Source organism: Flavilitoribacter nigricans DSM 23189 = NBRC 102662 (assembly GCF_002646595.1).
In the GTDB taxonomy this organism is placed as follows: Bacteria; Bacteroidota; Bacteroidia; order Chitinophagales; family Saprospiraceae; genus Flavilitoribacter; species Flavilitoribacter nigricans.
In genome coordinates this window covers 1-18,695 of record NZ_PDUD01000052.1, presented here as the reverse complement: position 1 = coordinate 18,695, position 18,695 = coordinate 1, and the positions used below count along the sequence as shown (strand labels likewise).

Annotated in this window: 12 protein-coding genes; 5 read left to right on the top strand and 7 right to left on the bottom strand. The window is 49.6% G+C overall.

The genetic code is table 11. The features are described 5' to 3' along the window. Nucleotides 1-3: 3 nt before the first annotated feature. A complete protein-coding gene (locus CRP01_RS36275; protein WP_099154998.1) occupies nt 4-2,922 on the top strand; it encodes a CHAT domain-containing protein in 2,919 nt (972 codons plus the stop codon). An 18-nt stretch (nt 2,923-2,940) separates the two neighbouring features. On the opposite strand, the gene CRP01_RS36270 is transcribed toward CRP01_RS36275, so the two are convergent. From CRP01_RS36270 to CRP01_RS36260, 3 genes are read right to left on the bottom strand one after another with little or no spacing between them, the layout of a single operon-like run. Then, on the bottom strand, nt 2,941-3,981 hold the full coding sequence (locus CRP01_RS36270) for a hypothetical protein (protein ID WP_099154997.1): 1,041 nt from the start codon (nt 3,979-3,981) through the stop codon (nt 2,941-2,943). Nucleotides 3,982-4,014: 33 nt separating this feature from the next. Continuing rightward, nucleotides 4,015-4,791, bottom strand: coding sequence for a tetratricopeptide repeat protein (locus CRP01_RS36265; protein ID WP_099154996.1), 777 nt, complete (start codon nt 4,789-4,791; stop codon nt 4,015-4,017). A gap of 13 nt (nt 4,792-4,804) precedes the next feature. Then, nucleotides 4,805-5,374: an RNA polymerase sigma factor gene (locus CRP01_RS36260; protein WP_099154995.1), complete on the bottom strand. Its 570-nt coding sequence runs from the start codon at nt 5,372-5,374 to the stop codon at nt 4,805-4,807. Nucleotides 5,375-6,762: 1,388 nt separating this feature from the next. On the opposite strand from CRP01_RS36260, the gene CRP01_RS36255 reads away from it, so the two are divergent. Both CRP01_RS36255 and CRP01_RS36250 read left to right on the top strand, forming a co-directional pair. Next, entirely contained in the window at nt 6,763-7,839 is a 1,077-nt protein-coding gene (locus tag CRP01_RS36255) for a hypothetical protein (RefSeq protein WP_099154994.1), read from the top strand. Between the two features lie 60 nt (nt 7,840-7,899). After that, on the top strand, nt 7,900-8,853 hold the full coding sequence (locus tag CRP01_RS36250) for a fatty acid desaturase family protein (RefSeq protein ID WP_099154993.1): 954 nt from the start codon (nt 7,900-7,902) through the stop codon (nt 8,851-8,853). 138 nt (nt 8,854-8,991) lie between these two features. Here the strand turns inward: CRP01_RS36250 and CRP01_RS36245 are convergent, their stop codons facing one another. Continuing rightward, nucleotides 8,992-11,880, bottom strand: coding sequence for a spondin domain-containing protein (locus tag CRP01_RS36245; RefSeq protein WP_099154992.1), 2,889 nt, complete (start codon nt 11,878-11,880; stop codon nt 8,992-8,994). An 817-nt stretch (nt 11,881-12,697) separates the two neighbouring features. On the opposite strand from CRP01_RS36245, the gene CRP01_RS36240 reads away from it, so the two are divergent. Further along, nucleotides 12,698-13,408, top strand: coding sequence for a hypothetical protein (locus CRP01_RS36240; protein ID WP_143473700.1), 711 nt, complete (start codon nt 12,698-12,700; stop codon nt 13,406-13,408). 155 nt (nt 13,409-13,563) lie between these two features. Here the strand turns inward: CRP01_RS36240 and CRP01_RS36235 are convergent, their stop codons facing one another. Together CRP01_RS36235 and CRP01_RS36230 are read right to left on the bottom strand one after the other, a co-directional pair. Continuing rightward, nucleotides 13,564-14,883 (bottom strand): T9SS type A sorting domain-containing protein, encoded by a 1,320-nt coding sequence (locus CRP01_RS36235; RefSeq protein WP_099154990.1) that lies wholly within the window; start codon nt 14,881-14,883, stop codon nt 13,564-13,566. A gap of 193 nt (nt 14,884-15,076) precedes the next feature. Beyond that, complete coding sequence (locus CRP01_RS36230; RefSeq protein ID WP_099154989.1) at nt 15,077-16,438, bottom strand: apiosidase-like domain-containing protein; 1,362 nt, start codon at nt 16,436-16,438, stop codon at nt 15,077-15,079. Nucleotides 16,439-16,481: 43 nt separating this feature from the next. On the opposite strand from CRP01_RS36230, the gene CRP01_RS36225 reads away from it, so the two are divergent. After that, nucleotides 16,482-17,930, top strand: coding sequence for an amidohydrolase (locus CRP01_RS36225; RefSeq protein ID WP_099154988.1), 1,449 nt, complete (start codon nt 16,482-16,484; stop codon nt 17,928-17,930). A 149-nt stretch (nt 17,931-18,079) separates the two neighbouring features. On the opposite strand, the gene CRP01_RS36220 is transcribed toward CRP01_RS36225, so the two are convergent. Further along, the coding region (locus CRP01_RS36220; RefSeq protein WP_143473699.1) for an IS3 family transposase at nt 18,080-18,695 on the bottom strand (616 nt) is incomplete at its 5' end.

Genomic DNA, 18,695 nt, shown 5'->3' with positions numbered 1-18,695 from the left:
TAAATGAAGCCTGGTTTTACGGAAATGAAACTGAACCTGCCCCTTTATTTAATTATTTTCCTTGTTGTGCAATGGGCTCTATCGGGCTGTACCTTTACCGATCAGCGGGTGATTTCGGAAAAGATCATAGATGTTTATTCTTCTTCTCCTAAATTCAGTAACGCCAATAATTTAAGGTATAAGCGATATTTTTTCGAAGCTGCCAACGCATATAGAGAGGCCTTAATTAGCCCCGATCTAAACAGGGAAGATTCACTTTTTGCCTTAAACCAAATAATTTACTGCCACTTAATAGTCAACAAAACCAAGGACCTGGAAGATTACTGGGTGAAAACTGAGGAGTTACTAGCCCGGACTGCCCATCTTCCTCCTGTTTTATTGGCAGATTATCATTTTAATAAGGGGCGCTATTACTTGTTGCAGCAAGCTCCGGACTCTGCTCTTATGTATAGCCGGAAGGCATTACAGGCATTTTATCGACTATACCCACCCGGCCACATTAAAACAGCTCAGGGATTGACATTAATACCGCTCGTTTTAATGCACTATGATCAAGGCAACCTCATCGACTCCATTCATTATTACGCTTTACAGCTTAATAACATTTTTCTTAAAAATCCTGAGATCGAACCTTATGATTGGGAAATGGATTACGTACTGGGCTTTAGTAGTTTACTGGATAGAGCGCACGAAAGGGGGACGTACCATGGTCAAAGGGCGCTGGAAAGGATAAAGGCCCTACCCACTGAGAACAAATGGCTGGAAGCCCGGGCCTGGGGTCAGCTGGGGAATATGGTAAAAAAACGCGGAGACGCGCTTATCGGAGAAGATCCTGTACGATTGCATAAACGGAAAAGCAAGCTGTATCACTCTGCTGATTCCATCTTTAAAAAGGCGATCGCCATTGCTGAGGCCAATCAGGATGAAGGCCTGATGACCTTTTATGAGAACTGGATCATTAACGTTTGCCGGTTTGGTGACTCCACCGCTTTTTTTGCTTCCATGGATCTGTTTGAACAAACCTTCCGGGATCGGCGAGGATGGCGTCCCCACTATAATCGTCTATTGGGATATTACAATATCCTTAAAGACCCGGACAAGATGATAAAATACTACACAGCGTTCTTAAGTCAAGAACATGAGGATCCTTATTTTACTTATTGGGAACTGGCAGAAGCTTATTATTGCCTGAGGATGGCTAATGGCATGCTAAATCAATTTGATAACGCTGCATTTTTTGCTAAAAAAAGTTTGATCCTGTACGGTTGCATAGAAGAAGGAGTTGACATTCGCCAACCGGAGGCCGTTACCCGAATGGATAGTACTCGCAGTAAATGTCTGATTACCAGTGGATACGTTGCTGAGGAATTTTTTAAAAATTATTTGCATAAAGGAGATTTGCAGGACTTGAAACTGGCAGACGCTTATTTTGATTTTGCGGTAAAACACAGTGTTAAGAGCCTGCTACATGTAGATGAAGATGCCTTTTTGACTTATCAGTTTGAAGCGGGCAACAAAACCTACAGTAAGGCTTTGGAAGCAGCTTTTGAAGGGTGGTCAGCGACCAGGGACCTGCACTGGCAGGATAAGGCACTCCAGTATATGGAATTTTTGAAATCATTTTTATTATACCGGGACATGTTAAAACAGCCGGGTAAGGAAGAAAAACAATATTCTTTAACGGACAGCATACGGATCCTGCAGGGGCAGCTTAATCAGTTATTATTTTCCTTGAATACGGAAAAAAAGAATAGATCCGATCATTTGGATAATGATAAATTGGTCGGTCTGCTCCGTAAGCTGGAATACCGGAGACGGGAGAGATTAAGCTCATTCACCTCTAATGCATTGGACACCCCACAAACCGTAACCGATATTCAGAAGTATTTGGGAAAATCCCGGGGGGTAATACATTATTACTCGGCTCCGGGTCACTTATTCGGGATGTATGTCGATTCGGATACCAGCATTTTATTCAGGGAAACAAATAATTATTCCTTGCTCAGGGAAGCCGTTGAAGATTACCGCAAAAGCATTGAAGAAGCGGTCGTGCTGGATGAAAATACAGTCAGCCGCTATGTGCAATCGGCCCGTATTTTATACGATATCCTGATCGGGCCTTTTGCCGATCGACTTTCCCGTATTGATCAGCTTGTGATTATCCCGGACCAGTTACTCGACCCGATACCCTTCGAAGCATTTTTAAGCATCGATCCGGATAGCACCGATTTAAATTTCAAAACCCTTCCATATTTGCTACTACAGGTAGAAACGGTATATGCATCATCCTGGAAGACCTTCAAAGTAAATCAGGAAAAAAAGCAACTGGATTTTAGAAACCAAACCATTGGGTTCTGGACCACACCAGAATTGAATAATACGAACGGTTTGCAGGTGATTGAACAAGCTATCCAATCGGGATTTAAAGATAATTATCACGTTTTCAATCAACAAAAGGGCGGAAAGCAGATCTTTTTAGAAAACCACGATCGCTTTGACGTACTCCATTTGTTACTGCATGCTCGTAGTAGCCGTAGTAATCGGTACGATAATCAGATAAATTTTGGAGAGGGTCCGGAAGAAAGGCTTTATGGCTTTGAATTATACAAACAAAAATTCAAAGGTAAGTTACTTATCCTGGCATCCTGTGAATCTGCTACCGGAGCGCCTCAGGCCGGAGAAGGAACCTTTAGCCTGGCCAGGTCTTTCACCAACTCTGGCATTCCGGAAATTATTGCAGCGCAATTTTTAATCCCACAGACTACAACCGGACCATTACTCAATTACTTTTACGCTCACCTCATGCGGGGGAAAAATGCTACCGCAGCGCTGCATCGGGCTAAACTTGAATATTTAGACGCAGTAACTAAAAAACGACATGCCTACCCTCGGTTTTGGGCAGGCATGGTGGCGCTAAATTAAATTGACTATTTCAACCTTTTATATGCGTAATACTTCTCCTTCCAGCACTTCAGGTAATAACAGCTCTTCGGAATTTCCTACAACCGGATAAGCATTTTTCGCAATGCTACAGGACCAATTATCCATACAGCAGCTGTATAGATCATCTATACCTATAAAGAATTCTTGATCTTGGTGGTTGGTAGAATGATTAAATTTTTCCATTGCGTCAATCCATAACGCTAAATTTTCTTTGGTGGACTGTCTAAGGTTCGCGCTTCTCTTCCCATCTACATTCAAAATACATTGGTATATAATACCTCCATTGGGGCTTTGCATCGGTAATAGAAAAACACCCTGAACCGCTTCCCAATCGAGTCCTATTGGTTTTTCCGAAATCTCCCCGTTTTGTTCATCAAAGAATATCTGTAATTTAGCTTTGATGGGCAAGCTTATCGAAAACTCTCTTGGGGGCTCTCCTCGATGAATTCGGTGGTATTTTGCTTCTTCTATAGCATCCGATCTTTTAAAATCTTCAGCCGATAAATAGAAAAAAACTAACTTATGTAGCAGCTGGTTACCTTTGAAATAGGATGTGATATGAGATCCTGAACAATTGTCGTCAGTTCTTCCATAGGTAAGTGAATGCAAGCCTTTGTACGCGATCTTTTCCGGGCGAAAGTTTTCACAATGATGAAAATTCATTTGTGGTCGAGAATGCGTACTTACACTACCACAAACATCCAGGAGAATGCTTCGATCTAATTCTGTAGCGTACAAAAGGTCCTTGACTGAAGTAGATACGGCTTTGTCGTCGAAGCCTTTTTCAATGATTTGTTTAAGTACATCGTAGTTTACCATTTGGGCAAACTGGGGGATCACCATTCTGTCAACCCGCATGAAATGTTGCAAAAAACGGTCGGGGTCAGGCACCTGGTCACCGAGAAAAGCGACTTCCCGGCCATTGATGGACATCATATGGATAAAATCAGGTTGCCTTTCTCTACTTGCAATCCTATCAATACGCTGTATTCTTGATAATTGTTTGCTAGAATGTTTTTCCAAAAAACTTATTGCCATGACGATTGGGTTTAGGTGAAATAAATAATTGGATTATTCAAGTTGTTGTAGCAGAGACGCAGCTTCCTCAGCATAAGACGCATTCGACCGGACGATGGCGTTCAGCAGATCATTTGCTTTGTCTGCTTCCCGGCGATTTACATAGGCCAATGCCAGGTACCATCTGATCTCCTCCTGGTAGAACTGCCATTTATCCGACTGCAGCAAAGGTTCCAGGATCGAGATCGCTTCTGCTCCCTGCCCGCTACCCACCGCCGCCACTCCGGCGTAGATCAGGTTTAAACTATCTCCACCGGCCGCCACTTCCTCCAGCAGCAAAGGATATGCCGTTTTGTAATCCTGCCGGTCATATGCTTCCTGCCCCGTTTCGGCATCGTCGCTCAAATTGGCATTATCCCGCGGCAGATGGGCAAAATATTCTGCGTAGGGATCATCGGGCTGAAAGATATTTTTGAGCGGCGTAAACAGGAACAATAACAGGACGGCTGCCGCCGCCGCTACCGCCAGGTAGATCCTGCGTAATGCGGGGGCTTTTTCGTTAGTAGAAGGAGTTGGTTGAGTATCCTTTGGCGGTTTTCCTTCCGTTTCAGCGTAACTTTTCAGTCGGATCTTAATTGCTTCCAGTTCCCGGCGCTCTCCGGAAGCTGGGCCAAAGCCCTCTTCCAGCAGCAATTTCCATTCGCCGGCGGCGGCCGCAAAAACAGGATCTTCTGCCAATCTTTGCTCGAGTGCGGCACTTGCGGTTGCATCCAGTTGCCCCTGCCAGTAGTCCTCCAATAATTGTATATCTGTTTCGTCTAAATTTTTCATGGTCAACCGGATTTTAAATATCACTGAGATTGGTGACTGCTACGTAGAGCTCGCGAAATCGCTTCCGGCATCTACTGATCAGGTTTCGTACTACATCGCCATTGTTTTTGCCGGTGGCCTGAGCGATGTCTTCGTAGTCTTCCCAACCGAGTATGTAGCGGTAGGTCATCATTTCCCGGCACTTATCGTCCAATTGAGCGATGGCTCTTTGAACATTGATCCGCATGGATTCCTTTGCAGTCTCAGCAATCTCCTCCGGCGGGCTTTCCGGCCTGGGTTTGCTGGCCACCCGCGCCTTGTTGTACCAGAAATACTGCATGGTCTTGATCAGATAGGTAGAGATCTTTATCTCCAGCTGATCGATCCGGTCTTTCAATATGTTTTGAATGAAAAGCGCACAGGCATCATTGTAAAGCTCTTCGGCATCTTCCGGGGAGCACCTGATGCTGATTCCTTCTTTATTTTTCCAAAAGAACCTTTTGCAAGCGTAGTGAATACATGGCTCTTTATTCTCTCGGTAAAAATATTGTTCTGCTCGCTGATCGCCCCGTTTAATGGCTTCGGGGATTTCTCGATCCGTCATTCCTCTGGTACTTTAATGTTGACTTTTTGCGATTTGCAACCTGTAGCAGGTATTGTATCTTGAAATTCAGCTCTAATTTCTAATAAAGAATATTGCGGAGACATCTGCTGATGCTTGTTTGAGAGCGGGGAACTTATAAAATAGGCAGCAACTCAAGATAAAAATTTTTAATGATATGGGTAATAGGATCCGCTGAAAATGGCCGCTGGTACCCATATTTTGCAAATAATTTTCAACGGCAGGTTGCAATCGTGAAAATGCCGACATTATTGGAGTAAGAGACCAGTTCGGTACTGGGTAATTATTAGTAACATGAAAATGCTAATTCCAATAATTTTCTCTGGAAGAAGGCTGTTTATCTGAGCCAACTGAAACTCACGGTTTATTTGATGCTGATCCTTGAAAATTATTTATTAAACGGACGGACATCGACCGGGCAGCAGTAAAGTTATTGATCACGCAGCAGGCCGGACCGTGAAAATTAAGTGGTTCCCATTAGGCAGCTTTCTCTTTTTCTTATAGTTCGCAAAAGCGAAAAGGATAAAACCAGGTATTTCTACCTGTTTCCCCAAACCCTGCTTTTTGCGGATGCACAGCAACCGTTAAATGGAGAACTTGCCGGTAATTTAAAACCTAAAGTGGGGATTTACCCGGTATATCCACCATAATTCGGTTTGAAGTCATCTAAGAGAAATATAAGGACAGAGAAAAAACCAAAAAATGCCTTTCTGATGGAAGGGGTGAATGGGCCGGAAATTCCAATGTGATGGCCTGAAAACCCGAAAACACAATTTTTTGACTAACCCTAAACGTCCTGACAATGAGACAACTTTCAAATTCCATCAAATGCCAGGTAATCTTCGGCATTATTTTCCATCCATCTTAAAACGCGGTAGAGATCGTGTGGTACGGTAGCCTGTACGACCCGGAGCGTATTGATCCGGCGGAATACCTGAAACTAGCAGTCAGGGATCCCGGCCGTGTTTCTTGTGCTTAAATGTTGTATAGTTCACCCGCAGCAGATCTGTGCCGGTTCCTGGCAACATTGCTTTACCCACAAACCCGGGGTATGCACTAAGATAGTTGCCGCTTCCGGCAGATCGCCGCTCACCACGCAAATTGCAACCGCAAAATGATCGATCAGGCAGGCAAGACCCAGGCGGACCGCCCTTAACAGTGCCGATCCGCTCACCTTCCTGCAGTTCCAATTTTTCGAAGTAACCAGATTTTTAGTTTATGGATCCCCTGGATCCGTGAGGCGTATGGATTTACGCTTTGCGGATGTATTCCTTTACCGGCAACCCGGTAGAACCGGCCGGAGTTTTGCTATTACGGAACGCCGGTCGGAGTGAAATAACTGAGATCTGGAACACTTAAAACTAAACATCATGCTAACCAACATGAACGGGGATCACTATGCCCGTGCCCCAAAGATCCAGACCAATCAATGCTCCATCGAGCGGGTATTCGCCAAGTACGAAGCCGTCGGCTTTTTGTATCCCGCCAAGAAAAAATTACTGGCTCCACATCTGCCAAAGATCACCGATCACTGGCGATTACTGGCCAATTCCAGGGAGCGCCTTTTGTGGATACTCAGTGCAAACGACCGGAAGAAGGAACCGAATTTTGCCTCAATCAGCCTCTGGAAGCAGAGCAATTACGGCATGTTTGCCCAGCATTTGGTTTCCACCGGGAACCCTCATCTGTCGCTCCGGATCATGCTGGAAGCCCAGTTCATCTTTGAGCATCAATTTACCGAGGAGGAAGTCCGCGCTTCCCAAAACTGGTTCCGCCCTAACAACCGGTACGCGTACCGGGTATTCGCCAGCATGTTTGAAAAACTGGGCGACCGGAAGTCCGCGCTTCTCCACCATCACTATCTGCACCTGCCCCTGACGGCCACTCCCGTCCGGCCGCAAAACGGAGGTTATACGGTGGAAGAAGTTGCCGGGTTGGACCCGGAACTGAGCCGGTTTGTGAAAAATCAATACGGTGAAGTTTTTGTCCGGGCCGAAGAACTGGACCAGCCGGATATTGAATTACGGCAGATCGGCCGGGTTTTCCAGCGGTATGGCCTCCAGCGTTTTCGGAAAGTCTGGAAAGTGCGGGATAGCCGCAGCGGTCAGATCGTTGCCTGCTCGATTGCCAACCGGGCACCACTGGGGCTCAATTTCAGTTTCCTGGAAAACCGGGCGTATTACATTCTGGACCAGGATCTGGACGGTGGGCAGCGGGCGTCGGTCCTCCGGGCCCTGCACCACCGTATCGCCGAGACCTATCGGGATATCCGGATCGGGGTGGTCCCGATCGTGACGGATTGCCGGACCGCGGAAGTGCTCACCACTCAGGGCGCTGTGAAAATCCGGGAATACGTGCAGAGTATCTGGTTGCGGGAAGGTTTCCGGCAGTGGTACGATCACATCAATTCCTTTCTGCAGCGAATTGAACGGAGAGATCACAACTGAGCCCGGTAACCATTGCCGAGCTGACCAAATTAATTGACTATCCACAAAATATTAAGAATCATGAAACAACACGATGCCCGGGATCTGCAGTTGCAGATAAACCCCCAATCGATGAAACCCCTTTTTCGAACCAGCGCCTGGCGGCACGCAGTGGCTATGGCTTTCGACTGGCTGGTTATTGTCTTTGCCGCACTGATCTGCATCCGGTTTTTCAATCCGGTATCGTACCTGCTGGCCGTTATCCTGATCGGTGCCCGCATGCACGCCCTGGCGATACTGATGCACGATGCCACACATTACCGCTTCCTGAAAAACCGTAAGTGGAACGATCGGCTTACCAACTGGCTGACGATGTATCCCTTGTTTACGTCCATCGAGAAATACCGTCAGAACCATCTGGCCCACCACCAGCACCTGAACACGGAACACGATCCGGACTGGGTGGCGAAGCTCACCAAACGCGAGTTTATCTTCCCCAAAACGAGATCCGAATTCCTGTGGACCATTCTGTCTTACCTGACGCTGGTCCAGGGCGCAAAGGATGCCGTCTGGTTTTTCAAAAGGTTTGGATCGGCGCGGGATAGATCGGGACAAACGCTGGGGTACCCGCGCCAGCAATTGCTGTTTTATGCGCTTTTGGTAACCGCTCTGACCGTATCCGGGCTTTGGAAATATTACCTCCTATTCTGGATCGTACCGTATCTGTCTACCTTTTTTATGTTCCAGTATATCCGCAGTGTGGCTGAGCATTTCGGCGAACTGGCTTACGATCATTTGCTGACGTCCACCCGTTCGGTAAAGGCCAACTGGCTGGAGCGTTTGATCGTGGCACCGCATCAGGTAGGTTACCACCTGGAGCATCATCTATACCCCGGAGTGCCTTTTTACCATTTACCAAAATTACACCGGCTGTTGATGGAAGATGCGGACTACCAGGAAAAAGCCCACGTAACGCTCGGTTATTTCAGTGGGCTGCTCCAGGAGTTGGGCGATCCGGCACTGGCGGCGCATTAAAAGGGTGGGTGCGGTGATTAATATTGAGACGGGGAGATGGGGAGACTGGGGTCTCCTGGTCCCCAATTCTCCCGGTCTCCCCGTCTCAAAGTCCCCTGATCATTGCCTTTCATTTCTTCAGGGGTCTGGCCTTTGTTATTAGCGAACCATCAGCCGCAGGGTTTGTACGGTTTCGTCCGTTACGATGGAATAGAGATACATTCCGCCCGGGAGATCACTGATATCTTCGGTAATCTGATGGACACCCTCGGCGGCCGTCCCCTGATAAATAGTTCTGATCAGGTTACCGCGTAGATCACTCAGTCGAATATTGACCCGGGTGGACTCCGGAAGTTCGTACTGTAAGGTAGTGAGCCCTTTTGCAGGGTTAGGAAATACCACAGCAGTTGGTGGGGTAGTGGCCGTAGCCGTACCATTCAGGTGCTCGACTGAAATACCGTTATCTACGAAGTTGTCAATCATGGAAAGCGGATAGGTCCCACCGTTGCTCAACGCTACCCAGGGTTGAATATCGCTGCTGCCGGCCGTTCCGCTGGCAAAAATAACGGCAGATTTGCCGCTCCAGAAACCAAAGGATCCCTCATAATCACCCAATCCGGGAATACTCAATTCAAAATCGGCAGCAGGAAAATCCACGAAATCGTCAAATGTGCTGTAAGCGGCACCGCTGAACAAGGAGCTGCCGTTATGCAATACCTCTACGACTCCTACACCGTTTGCTCCGTGGAAGAAGGATAAAGCTACGTTACCCGACTCGGCGGTTGCGACTGCCGGACTGAAAAGAGCGACGCCAAAAGGGAATTCGTCATCAGGATCAAAAGTGCCATAAGCGGCGGCTACGTAGGTTTCGCCGCTTTCCAATTCTACTTCGATCGTTTCGACCTGATCGGCAGGGATCGGACCACCGACGGGAGTCAGTTCAATGGTCAGTGGTGTACCGGCGGGTACTTCCAGATAAGGAGTGGCGGTACGATAAGCAAAGGCCGGGCTGATCACTGCACCGTTTATTTTAACTTCAAGGGTCTGGCTTTCCGCAGCGTGAATGACCTGAATTTTGGCCGTTCCCGTCTCAACTACCGGATTGATGGTCACCCTGATCACGTCCTCATCCGCGGGATAGCTGTAGGCATCATTAACCAGGCGTACCAGGTCATCCATGTCCATGGCTCCCATATCCGGTCCGCTCTGACGGGGTGCCTGATTGGGACCTACTCCGGGTTGTTCGTTTTCTTCGGTACCGGCATCCCAGAGGTCAAAATACTCTGTAATATCTCCGGAGATCGGATCTCCGTTTTCGTCAAACAGGGGAACTCCCATTTCCCCGGGTGCGTAAAAGAGGTCATTGGATTGCACAAACATCGTTGCTAAGGAAAGGTAGATTCCCGGAGCGGCGGTAATCGTAAATTCGTAAGCTTCACCGGGAAATGCCGGAGCCGGATCCATGCCTCCGGCCGGAGTAGTGAAAGCTCCGCGCGGTGTACCCATCTTCCCGGCTAATGTTTCGGCAAGTACCGCCGGATCACCATCCTCTGCGATCTCTTCCAGACCCTGACCCCGATCCGGGGCACCCACTGAAAAGAGGGGAGCAGGCGTAGCGTGTAAGGCCCAGAACCCGGGGGAAAGAGGTACCGCTACCGAACTTCCGTCGCCGGTCGGCAGGGTTTCCGGAGTAGAGACGTTTTCTACGCGCACCGTAAATTGTGTCGTTTCCAGCGGCATCAGCGTCACCCTGATTACCGATTCATCCGCCGGATAGGTAAAGCCGTCGTTTACCAGCCGTACGGTATTATCGGGATCGTCGGCTCCGGTATCCGCCCCACTTTGGCGGGGTGCCTGGTTGAGTCCGATACCGGGGATCTCATTTATTTCCGACCCTACGTCCCAGAGATCAAAATATTCGGTAATATCGCCCGAAACTGGCATGCCGTTTTCCGTAAAGAGCGCCACCCCCATACCGTCCGGCGCGTAAAAAAGATCATTGGACTGGACGAACATGCTTACCAGGGATAATTTACCGGTAGGACCGGAAGCGATAACAAATTCGTACGCGCCACCGGGGCCAATGGGGGCCGGACCACTTCCACCAACTGGAACGGCGAATGCACCACCGGTCATACTGGTGGCATTTTGTAATACGAGGGCCAGCATTTCCGGGTTGCCATCTTCAGCTATTGCAACCAATCCTTCCCCGCGATCCATCTCACCGGCACTAAATAAAGGATCCATCCCGCCGTGTACCACAAAAGCGCCCGGTGATAAAACCGGAGTGATGCCCGTATGGGCATGAATGGTTTCGCCCAGGAGGCCGGTGTTTCCATCCTCCGCAACGCCTTCCAGGCCTTCGCCGCGATCCATTTCCCCTTCCGTAAACAGGGGCGCCGGGGCCGTGTGTACCACAAACACTCCGGGAGCCAGCGGTACGGCTACCGTAGATCCGTCGGACAGCGCCAGCGTAGCGGACGTAGATACATTTTCAATCTGTCCGGTAAAAGAAGTACCGCCATTGTGAATAAGGGTAAAACGGATGACTTCACCGGTCATCGGATAATCGTAGCTATCATTGACCAGGCGGACGGTATTATCCGGATCGGCCATACCCACGTCCATACCGCTCTGACGCGGCGCCTGATCGGCACCTTCCCCGGGAGCCTGGTTGATTTCCGTACCGGAATCCCAGAGCAGGAGTTGATCCGTCAGGTCGCCCGTCATCGGGTTCCCCATTTCGTCGTACAAAGCGATGCCGGATTCAGCCGGCGCGTAAAAAAGGTCGTTGGACTGTACGAACATGGTCGCAAAAGACAGGTAACTTCCGGGCGCAGCTTCAAAGTCAAATTCGTAAACTCCTCCGGGTAAAATCGGACCCGGAGCTGCTGCTCCCACAGGTGTATGGAAGACCCCACTCTGGGAAAAGGGATAAGCTTCGCCTACATTTTCGACTTTAACTTTGAAGTAGGTAGGTTGAGCGGTTAGACTGAATAAAATTCCGAAAAAAAGTAAAAATGTTAGTAAGTAAGCAGGTTGCCTCATGGTGCAAAATATTTAGTAAGGGTGTTGGTATTATTACCACTTACAATATTAAAGGCTAAGCTTTGCAATACTTTCACGGAATTATTACAAAAGTATCACATGAGTTCCGGGGGAACTTAGAGCCTATCCAAAGACCATCCTTTGGTCTTAAAATAACCATCTATGGAACCTCATTTCGTCATTTTCTCCTTCCGTAGCGCTGCTACGAAACTCGAAAATGACTTCGTGAGCACCCAGATCTGGTCATTTTCGACGGCAAAAACGGTTGCTGGATAGGCTCTTAATCCGGTCGGATAGGAAAAGGAGAAGACGAGTAAATCCGGAGCATGGAAAAAGCCTGAACGCTTATCCTATGCTTCCCTCGGGTATTTTTCCATACCATTGGACCTTTTTTTAAAATGAGCAGATTCGAAGACTTGGAGACTTGGAGATCAGGAGGCCAGCAATGCTTCGGAGTTCCTCAGTATAGTCCGTTCGCATTACCCTGACATTGATCATCCTTAGCTTTTGAAAAGTTTTTTCTTATCCTGATTTCCGTCATTGATACCCGTCCGAAAAGAGCGTAACTAGTAATTTGAAAAAGAGATCAGCGATCGCGAACAAGAAGGAGTTGGGGCAAACTGGATCGCAAAGCGCCCCACCTCCAGACATCCCAAATAAACAGATCTCCCACAGGAAATACCCTTGCCGAGGCGCTCATCTGACCACTAATCGAAAACTCCCCTTTGCGCCAAGTACATCAAACACTGCACCCAGTAGCCTGTCATTCACTCATCGGATAGGTTACCTTGCATGCCCTATCCAAAAAACTAGAACGATGAAAACGAGACTCCAAATTATGGCAATGGGGCTGGCCATCGGGTTTTACGGCCTCTTCATGTCCGGCTGTGCTCCGGTATTTTCTGAGTTACAAAGTGCCCGAACGGCGGGTAAAGGGCAGGTAGAATTGACCGCCGGTTACGCTACGGTAAATAACGGAGAGTACCGGGACGGTGAATTTATCATGGCATCCGAAAAGGTGCAGGAACAAATCGGCCTGCAGGCCGCCTACGGTATCACCGAAGACCTGGATATGCGGGTGCGGTTTGAGCACATTACCGTTGCGGACGACGGCGGCAATGTCAACGTACTGGGTTTTGGGCCGAAGTATGAGATCGTAGATAACATCTTCTCCGTCTACGTACCGGTAGGTTTCGCCTTTGGCGGAGACTTCCAGGGGAAAATAGAAGATACCTGGGAAATCCATCCTACCCTGTTGGCTACCGTGCCGTTCAATAAGTACATTGAACTGAACACTTCTTCCAAGTTCATTCACGCTTTTCACAAAGATGGCTGGAATTACATGGCCTTCAACGCCGGTCTTGGGCTGAGTACCGACCTGGATAAATACGTAGTCCGTCCGGAATACGGCTGGGCCTGGTGTACCAACGATAACAATTCCGATAAGTTTCGGCAATTCAGTATCGGTGTAACTATATATCCGAATATGTTCGGTAGTATAGGAACGAAAACGGTAAACCGTAAATAGATGGGCAGTGATGCAAATTGGAAGTTCCGGCGGGAAGTTGCCGGAATGGTGTCAACGCTGAACTTTACTTTACCCGGATCATTAAGATGGTCAGTTACCATTGTTTGCGGTAACTGACCATCTTAATGATCACCAGTAACAAATGCTAAAGGACCCTATCGGGTAATGACCATCTGCCGGCTGGCCTTCAGCACTCCATCCACAATCAGCGAATAGCTGTAAGTACCGGGAACCAGTGAATTACCCGGGATCTCCACTTTTCCATCCGGCGCGGGATCCAGTCGGAACTGCCGGACCAATTTTCCGGTAACATCAAAGATCTGTAATTCGGCCGAACGGCTCGTAGCCGGAATGGAATAACCGATGACGGTCTGCCCGCCGGCCGGATTGGGTCGGTTTTGTTGCAGCCGGATCTCGGTAGTATTCGCCGTCTCCTCCTCTGTTCCGTCCGCTTTGGGTACCATATTTTCCTGGGGTGAAGTAGCTTCTTCCTGCAGGGTACGGGGCGTTTCCATATGGCCCGCCGCTACCTCGCTGGCCTCCCGGATGACCCGGTAGTTTTCGTGGCCTTTACGCACGCCTTTGACTTCCCAGTCAAAACTGAAATTACCTTTTCCACCTTTGAATTCCTGCACCCGGAAACCCTCTGCTGTTTTTTCAACTACCGCCAGACCGTAGGTGTCGGCCGAATGCGGGGTTAGAATAACGGTCATGGTCTCGGGATTGACTACCAGTCGGAAATGATCGGAAAACGGGATAAAGGTCTGGCCGTATTGCAATTGGGCCGTGCCCCGCTCGTAGGCGGCCGCTTCGGGACCTTCCAGACTGGCGTACCAGATCTCCTTGCCGGGCTGCTCGGGGTGTGCCATGCGGAAGTTTTTGGTATCGGCAAATACCGAACCGCTACCGTCGGCATTAACGATGAGGCCGGCCTGGATCTGCCCGGCGGGATCCTGAGCGATCACGTAGCCGGCGTTCGGTCTGCCGGTTGGCCAGGTCAGGGAGGCATTTTCAAACCCGTTTTGACCGTAAGTACGGGCGACACCGGCCTCGGAAATGATCCGCATATTTACTTTGGTGAGACCCTGATCGTACAAATACAGCTCGCCCTGGGTGGCATCAGCTCCATCGGGGCCTACCGAAAAGATAAGACCGGTGCCTCCGCCGGCATGCAGGTCTAAAGCCCCCGAAGCACCGATACTGTTGTAAAGCTGAGCGGAGAGCCAGCTTCCCCCGTTGATAAAAGCCAGGCCGTCCTTGTTGAGGAGAGTACGCAGGTAAGTGATGCCGGCGGCCTCATTTTCATCGTTAAAAATAAGGGCGTCGTGTTCTAAATTGCCGGTAGAGATGAGGTCCCCACTATCAAATTGCCTCATTTGTAGAATTTCGCTTTTCAGGGTTGAGGCGTAAGTGATCTGAGCCAGACTTTCCTGGCAAAGCAGTAAGAGAATGGAAAAGACATACAATAGTCTCATACAGTTAAGGTTTTAGGTTAACAGATTAAATGTAAATGAATGAAGTACCTCCTACGCAGGGAGGCTCCATATCTATGAAATATTAGCTATAGAAAGTGGTAAATTCGACGACTCTATATCACATCAATACAATTCCAGACGGTTTGGTTACTATAATGGAGCAATAATTTGAATGAGCTTTTTCATTCTGGGACTATTTTCGGCTTCTGATTACTAATAAAGCATCTTCCCAACCGGATGGAGGGGTGAAGGTGTGACTGGATTGGCCCCGGTCCAATTTCCCGATCTTTTGTTTTTTCCCCGTCTGGGGATTGATCCAGAATGCCCTGGGTGGGGCCGTGGTTCCGATCCGCGAAAGATCCAGACTGAGGGACGTTTCACTCGAAAAATAGACCAGGATCCGGTCACCCGACCGGGAACGCATAGCGGCGTTAAGGAGGTTACCGTCATTGGCACCGGACAGGATCAGGGACTGATCGGGAATGAGTTCCCACCAGCGTTGAGCGGTCATGATCTTATTACTCAGGCCTGCCTGTTTCGCTCCGGGAGAGAAAACCGCCTCTTTCCAGTCCGCACTGACGTATTTGGGGTTGGTGCCGAAACTCCACACGTTGGAGTTGCCGTAGGTATGCAGCCCGCCGGCAAACATAGCCCAGTAGGCCTGTTTGCGGATCACGAAGGGCGTGATGGGTTTGGTCGGATATTCCGGGCCGTCTTCGTAGGCACCTTCACCGTGCAGGATCGGTTTGACGGGTTCGCGCCGGTAATCGGCCGAAACTACATCGTAGATCCTGGTGTAGGAATCCCAGGTTTGCAGCATGTGAAAGTCGAGCCACTCCGCATCGGGAAAATAATCGCTGGAGGAATGACCACCCCGGGTGTGGAAGGTCATCAGGGTTTTGGTGTAATCTTCGGTCCCGCTTACGCCTTCGTTAACGCCTTTGGCCAGCAGGTTCCAGACCGACTTGCGCAGCTCGTTATCGGCCAGTACGTCTCCCCCTATACACCAGATGATGTTGGATTTATCCTTAAAACGATTGCCGATAAACCGGCCGTATTCGTAGGCGTTTTCCGGCGTGAGGAGATTGTATCCATCACCTTCCGCCATGTTGAAGACCGGGAGGAAATTGATGTACAAACCGTAGCGGTCCGCCGTATTGATGATGTACTCGATATGGTCCCAGTAGTCGTACGCCTCCGGGTCATCGGGATCATTCCCGGGAGTGATGGCCGGCCGGGTAGGATCGTCATCGATGAATGCCGGATCGTTGTAGCTATTCGACAAAGGGGGCGTAACGAAGGGATTTTGGTGAACGGCGGCGGCATGGATCACCGAAAAACCCTGCCGGGCCCGGGCTTTGAGGTAGAATTTGACCTCTTCCCGGTCGATCTTTTGCAACAGCGCCCAACCGGTATCTCCGAGCCAGTAAAATGGGCGCCCATCCTGCCGGACCAGATGGCGTCCGTTGGGGCTGACGGCCAATTGCGCCGGGGCGATCGGGGTGAAAATAAGGAGACTTAAAGCAAGAAGGATCGATTTTTTGATAGGGTTCATATTTGGCAGTATATTAGCAAACTCAAGAATAGCAAAAATAATTATGAAAGTATCATTTACTATCCTGCTCGTCCTTTGCCTGGGTGTCTTCGGCTATGCGCAGCCCAAGGCAAAGGTCAATAAGAACAAACAGGCCGTCATCGCCACCATTGACGAAAAATTCGGCGAATTAACCGATCTGAGTGATAAGATCTGGTCCTTCGAAGAGATCGCTTTCCAGGAAACCCAATCCGCCAAAGCCCTGGCGGACTACGCCGAAGCCAACGGCTTTACGGTGAAGCGGGGACTGGCCGAGATCCCCACTGCCTTCACCGCCGAATTCGGTTCCGGCAGTCCGGTGATCGGTATTCTCGGAGAGTTCGACGCGCTGCCCGGCCTTTCCCAGAAAACGGTACCGGTAAAAGATCCGCTGCATGCCGGTGCTGCCGGACACGGCTGCGGGCACAACCTGTTCGGTACGGCTTCTCTGGGGGCCGCCGTGGCAATCAAAGAACTGATCGAAGCCGGCCAACTGAAGGGAACGGTCCGTTTTTACGGAACCCCCGCCGAGGAGAAATTCTTCGGAAAGCTCTGGATGATCCGGGCCGGTCTGTTCGATGATGTCGATGTGGTTATGGACTGGCATCCTTCCGCTGAAACCAAAGCCAATGTTCAGAGCTCGCTGGCGCTGGTGGATTTTATCGTAGAATTCAAAGGGCAGGCGGCCCACGCTTCCGCCGACCCCTGGAACGGCCGCAGCGCCTCGGATGCGCTGGAATTGTATACCGATGGCATCAACATGTACCGGGAGCACATCAAACCCACCGTCCGGATCCATTATCACATCCAGGATGCCGGTCAGGTGGTCAATGTCGTCCCGGACTATTCCCGCATCTGGGTACGGGTACGCGACACCAAGCGCTCCGGCATGGAGGAAGTATGGAAACAGGTAGAACGTATGGCCGAAGGAGCCGCCATCATGGCGAATGTGGAGCATGAGGTCAGTCTGGTATCGGGCATTCACGAGGTCCTGGTGAATCGTACCGGCGGCGCGCGCCTGCAACAAAATCTGGAATACCTCGGAGCGATCGAATATACTGATGCCGAACAGGAATTTGCCAAGAAGATACAGGAGTCAACCGGCAAAGAGCAGGTCGGGATCGAATCGGAGATCAACCCCCTGGAAGAAACCCAGGAGCATCCGATGGGCGGTTCTACGGACGTGGGCGACGTCAGTTTTGTGGTGCCGACGATCCGGCTGAGTGCCACTACGGCACCCAAAGGTACCCCCTGGCACTCGTGGGCGGTAGTGGCCTGCGGCGGCATGTCGATCGGCCACAAAGGTATGGCCTACGCCGCCAAAGCACTATCGATGACCATGGTCGATCTTTTTGAAGACGCCGAACTCCGGGCCAAAGTGCAGGAAGAGTTCAAGGAACGTAAGGGAGATTACGAATACAAAGGCATGGTGCCTCCGGGGCCGCCGCCGATTGATGGGGGAGTGGGGCAGTGAGTGCTGGTACCGGATGAGATGAGGGAGACGGGGAGACTAGGTGACTAGGAGATGGGGTGACCGGGAGATTGGGAGACGGGGTGAACAGGAGATTGGGAGAGGGCTGCTTTCTCCCTGGAACTCCTCAGAATCGTGGACAGTGAATTGGGCTAGGCTGTCTGTTTTAGTTGAGTTAATCGATAATACATTTCTTTCGGAGAAATACCTCCTATACCAGAGTGGATACGTCTGGTATTGTACCAGCCCTCAATATAACGAAAAAGGACGGTGAAGGCCTGTTCTTTACTGGTAAAGTGGTGCTTCATGATGCACTCTGTTTTGATAGTTTTGAAAAAGGATTCGGCTACAGCGTTATCCCAGCAGTTTCCTTTTCGAGACATGCTTTGTTGGCATCCGCAGCTATTAAGCAGGCGACGAAAATCGTCGCAGGCATATTGTACTCCGCGATCGGAGTGGAATATCATCCCTTTTCTGGGAGGACGATTGGCGATTGCCCGCTTAAAAGCAGCTTCGGTAGTTTTCTTTGAACTCATCCTATCGCTAATGGTCCACCCCACTACATAGCGATCGGCCAGGTCCAGGATAACCGTCAGATAACACCACTGACGATTAATTCGAAAATAGGTGATGTCGCTGACCCATTTGGTGGCTGGAGTCTGTGCGGCAAAATCACGATTAAGGATATTAGGGGCTATTGGCTCATCGTGTTTGGACTGAGTTGTTACAACATACTTTTTGGCTGCTTTTGCCCTGATACTGAGTGCA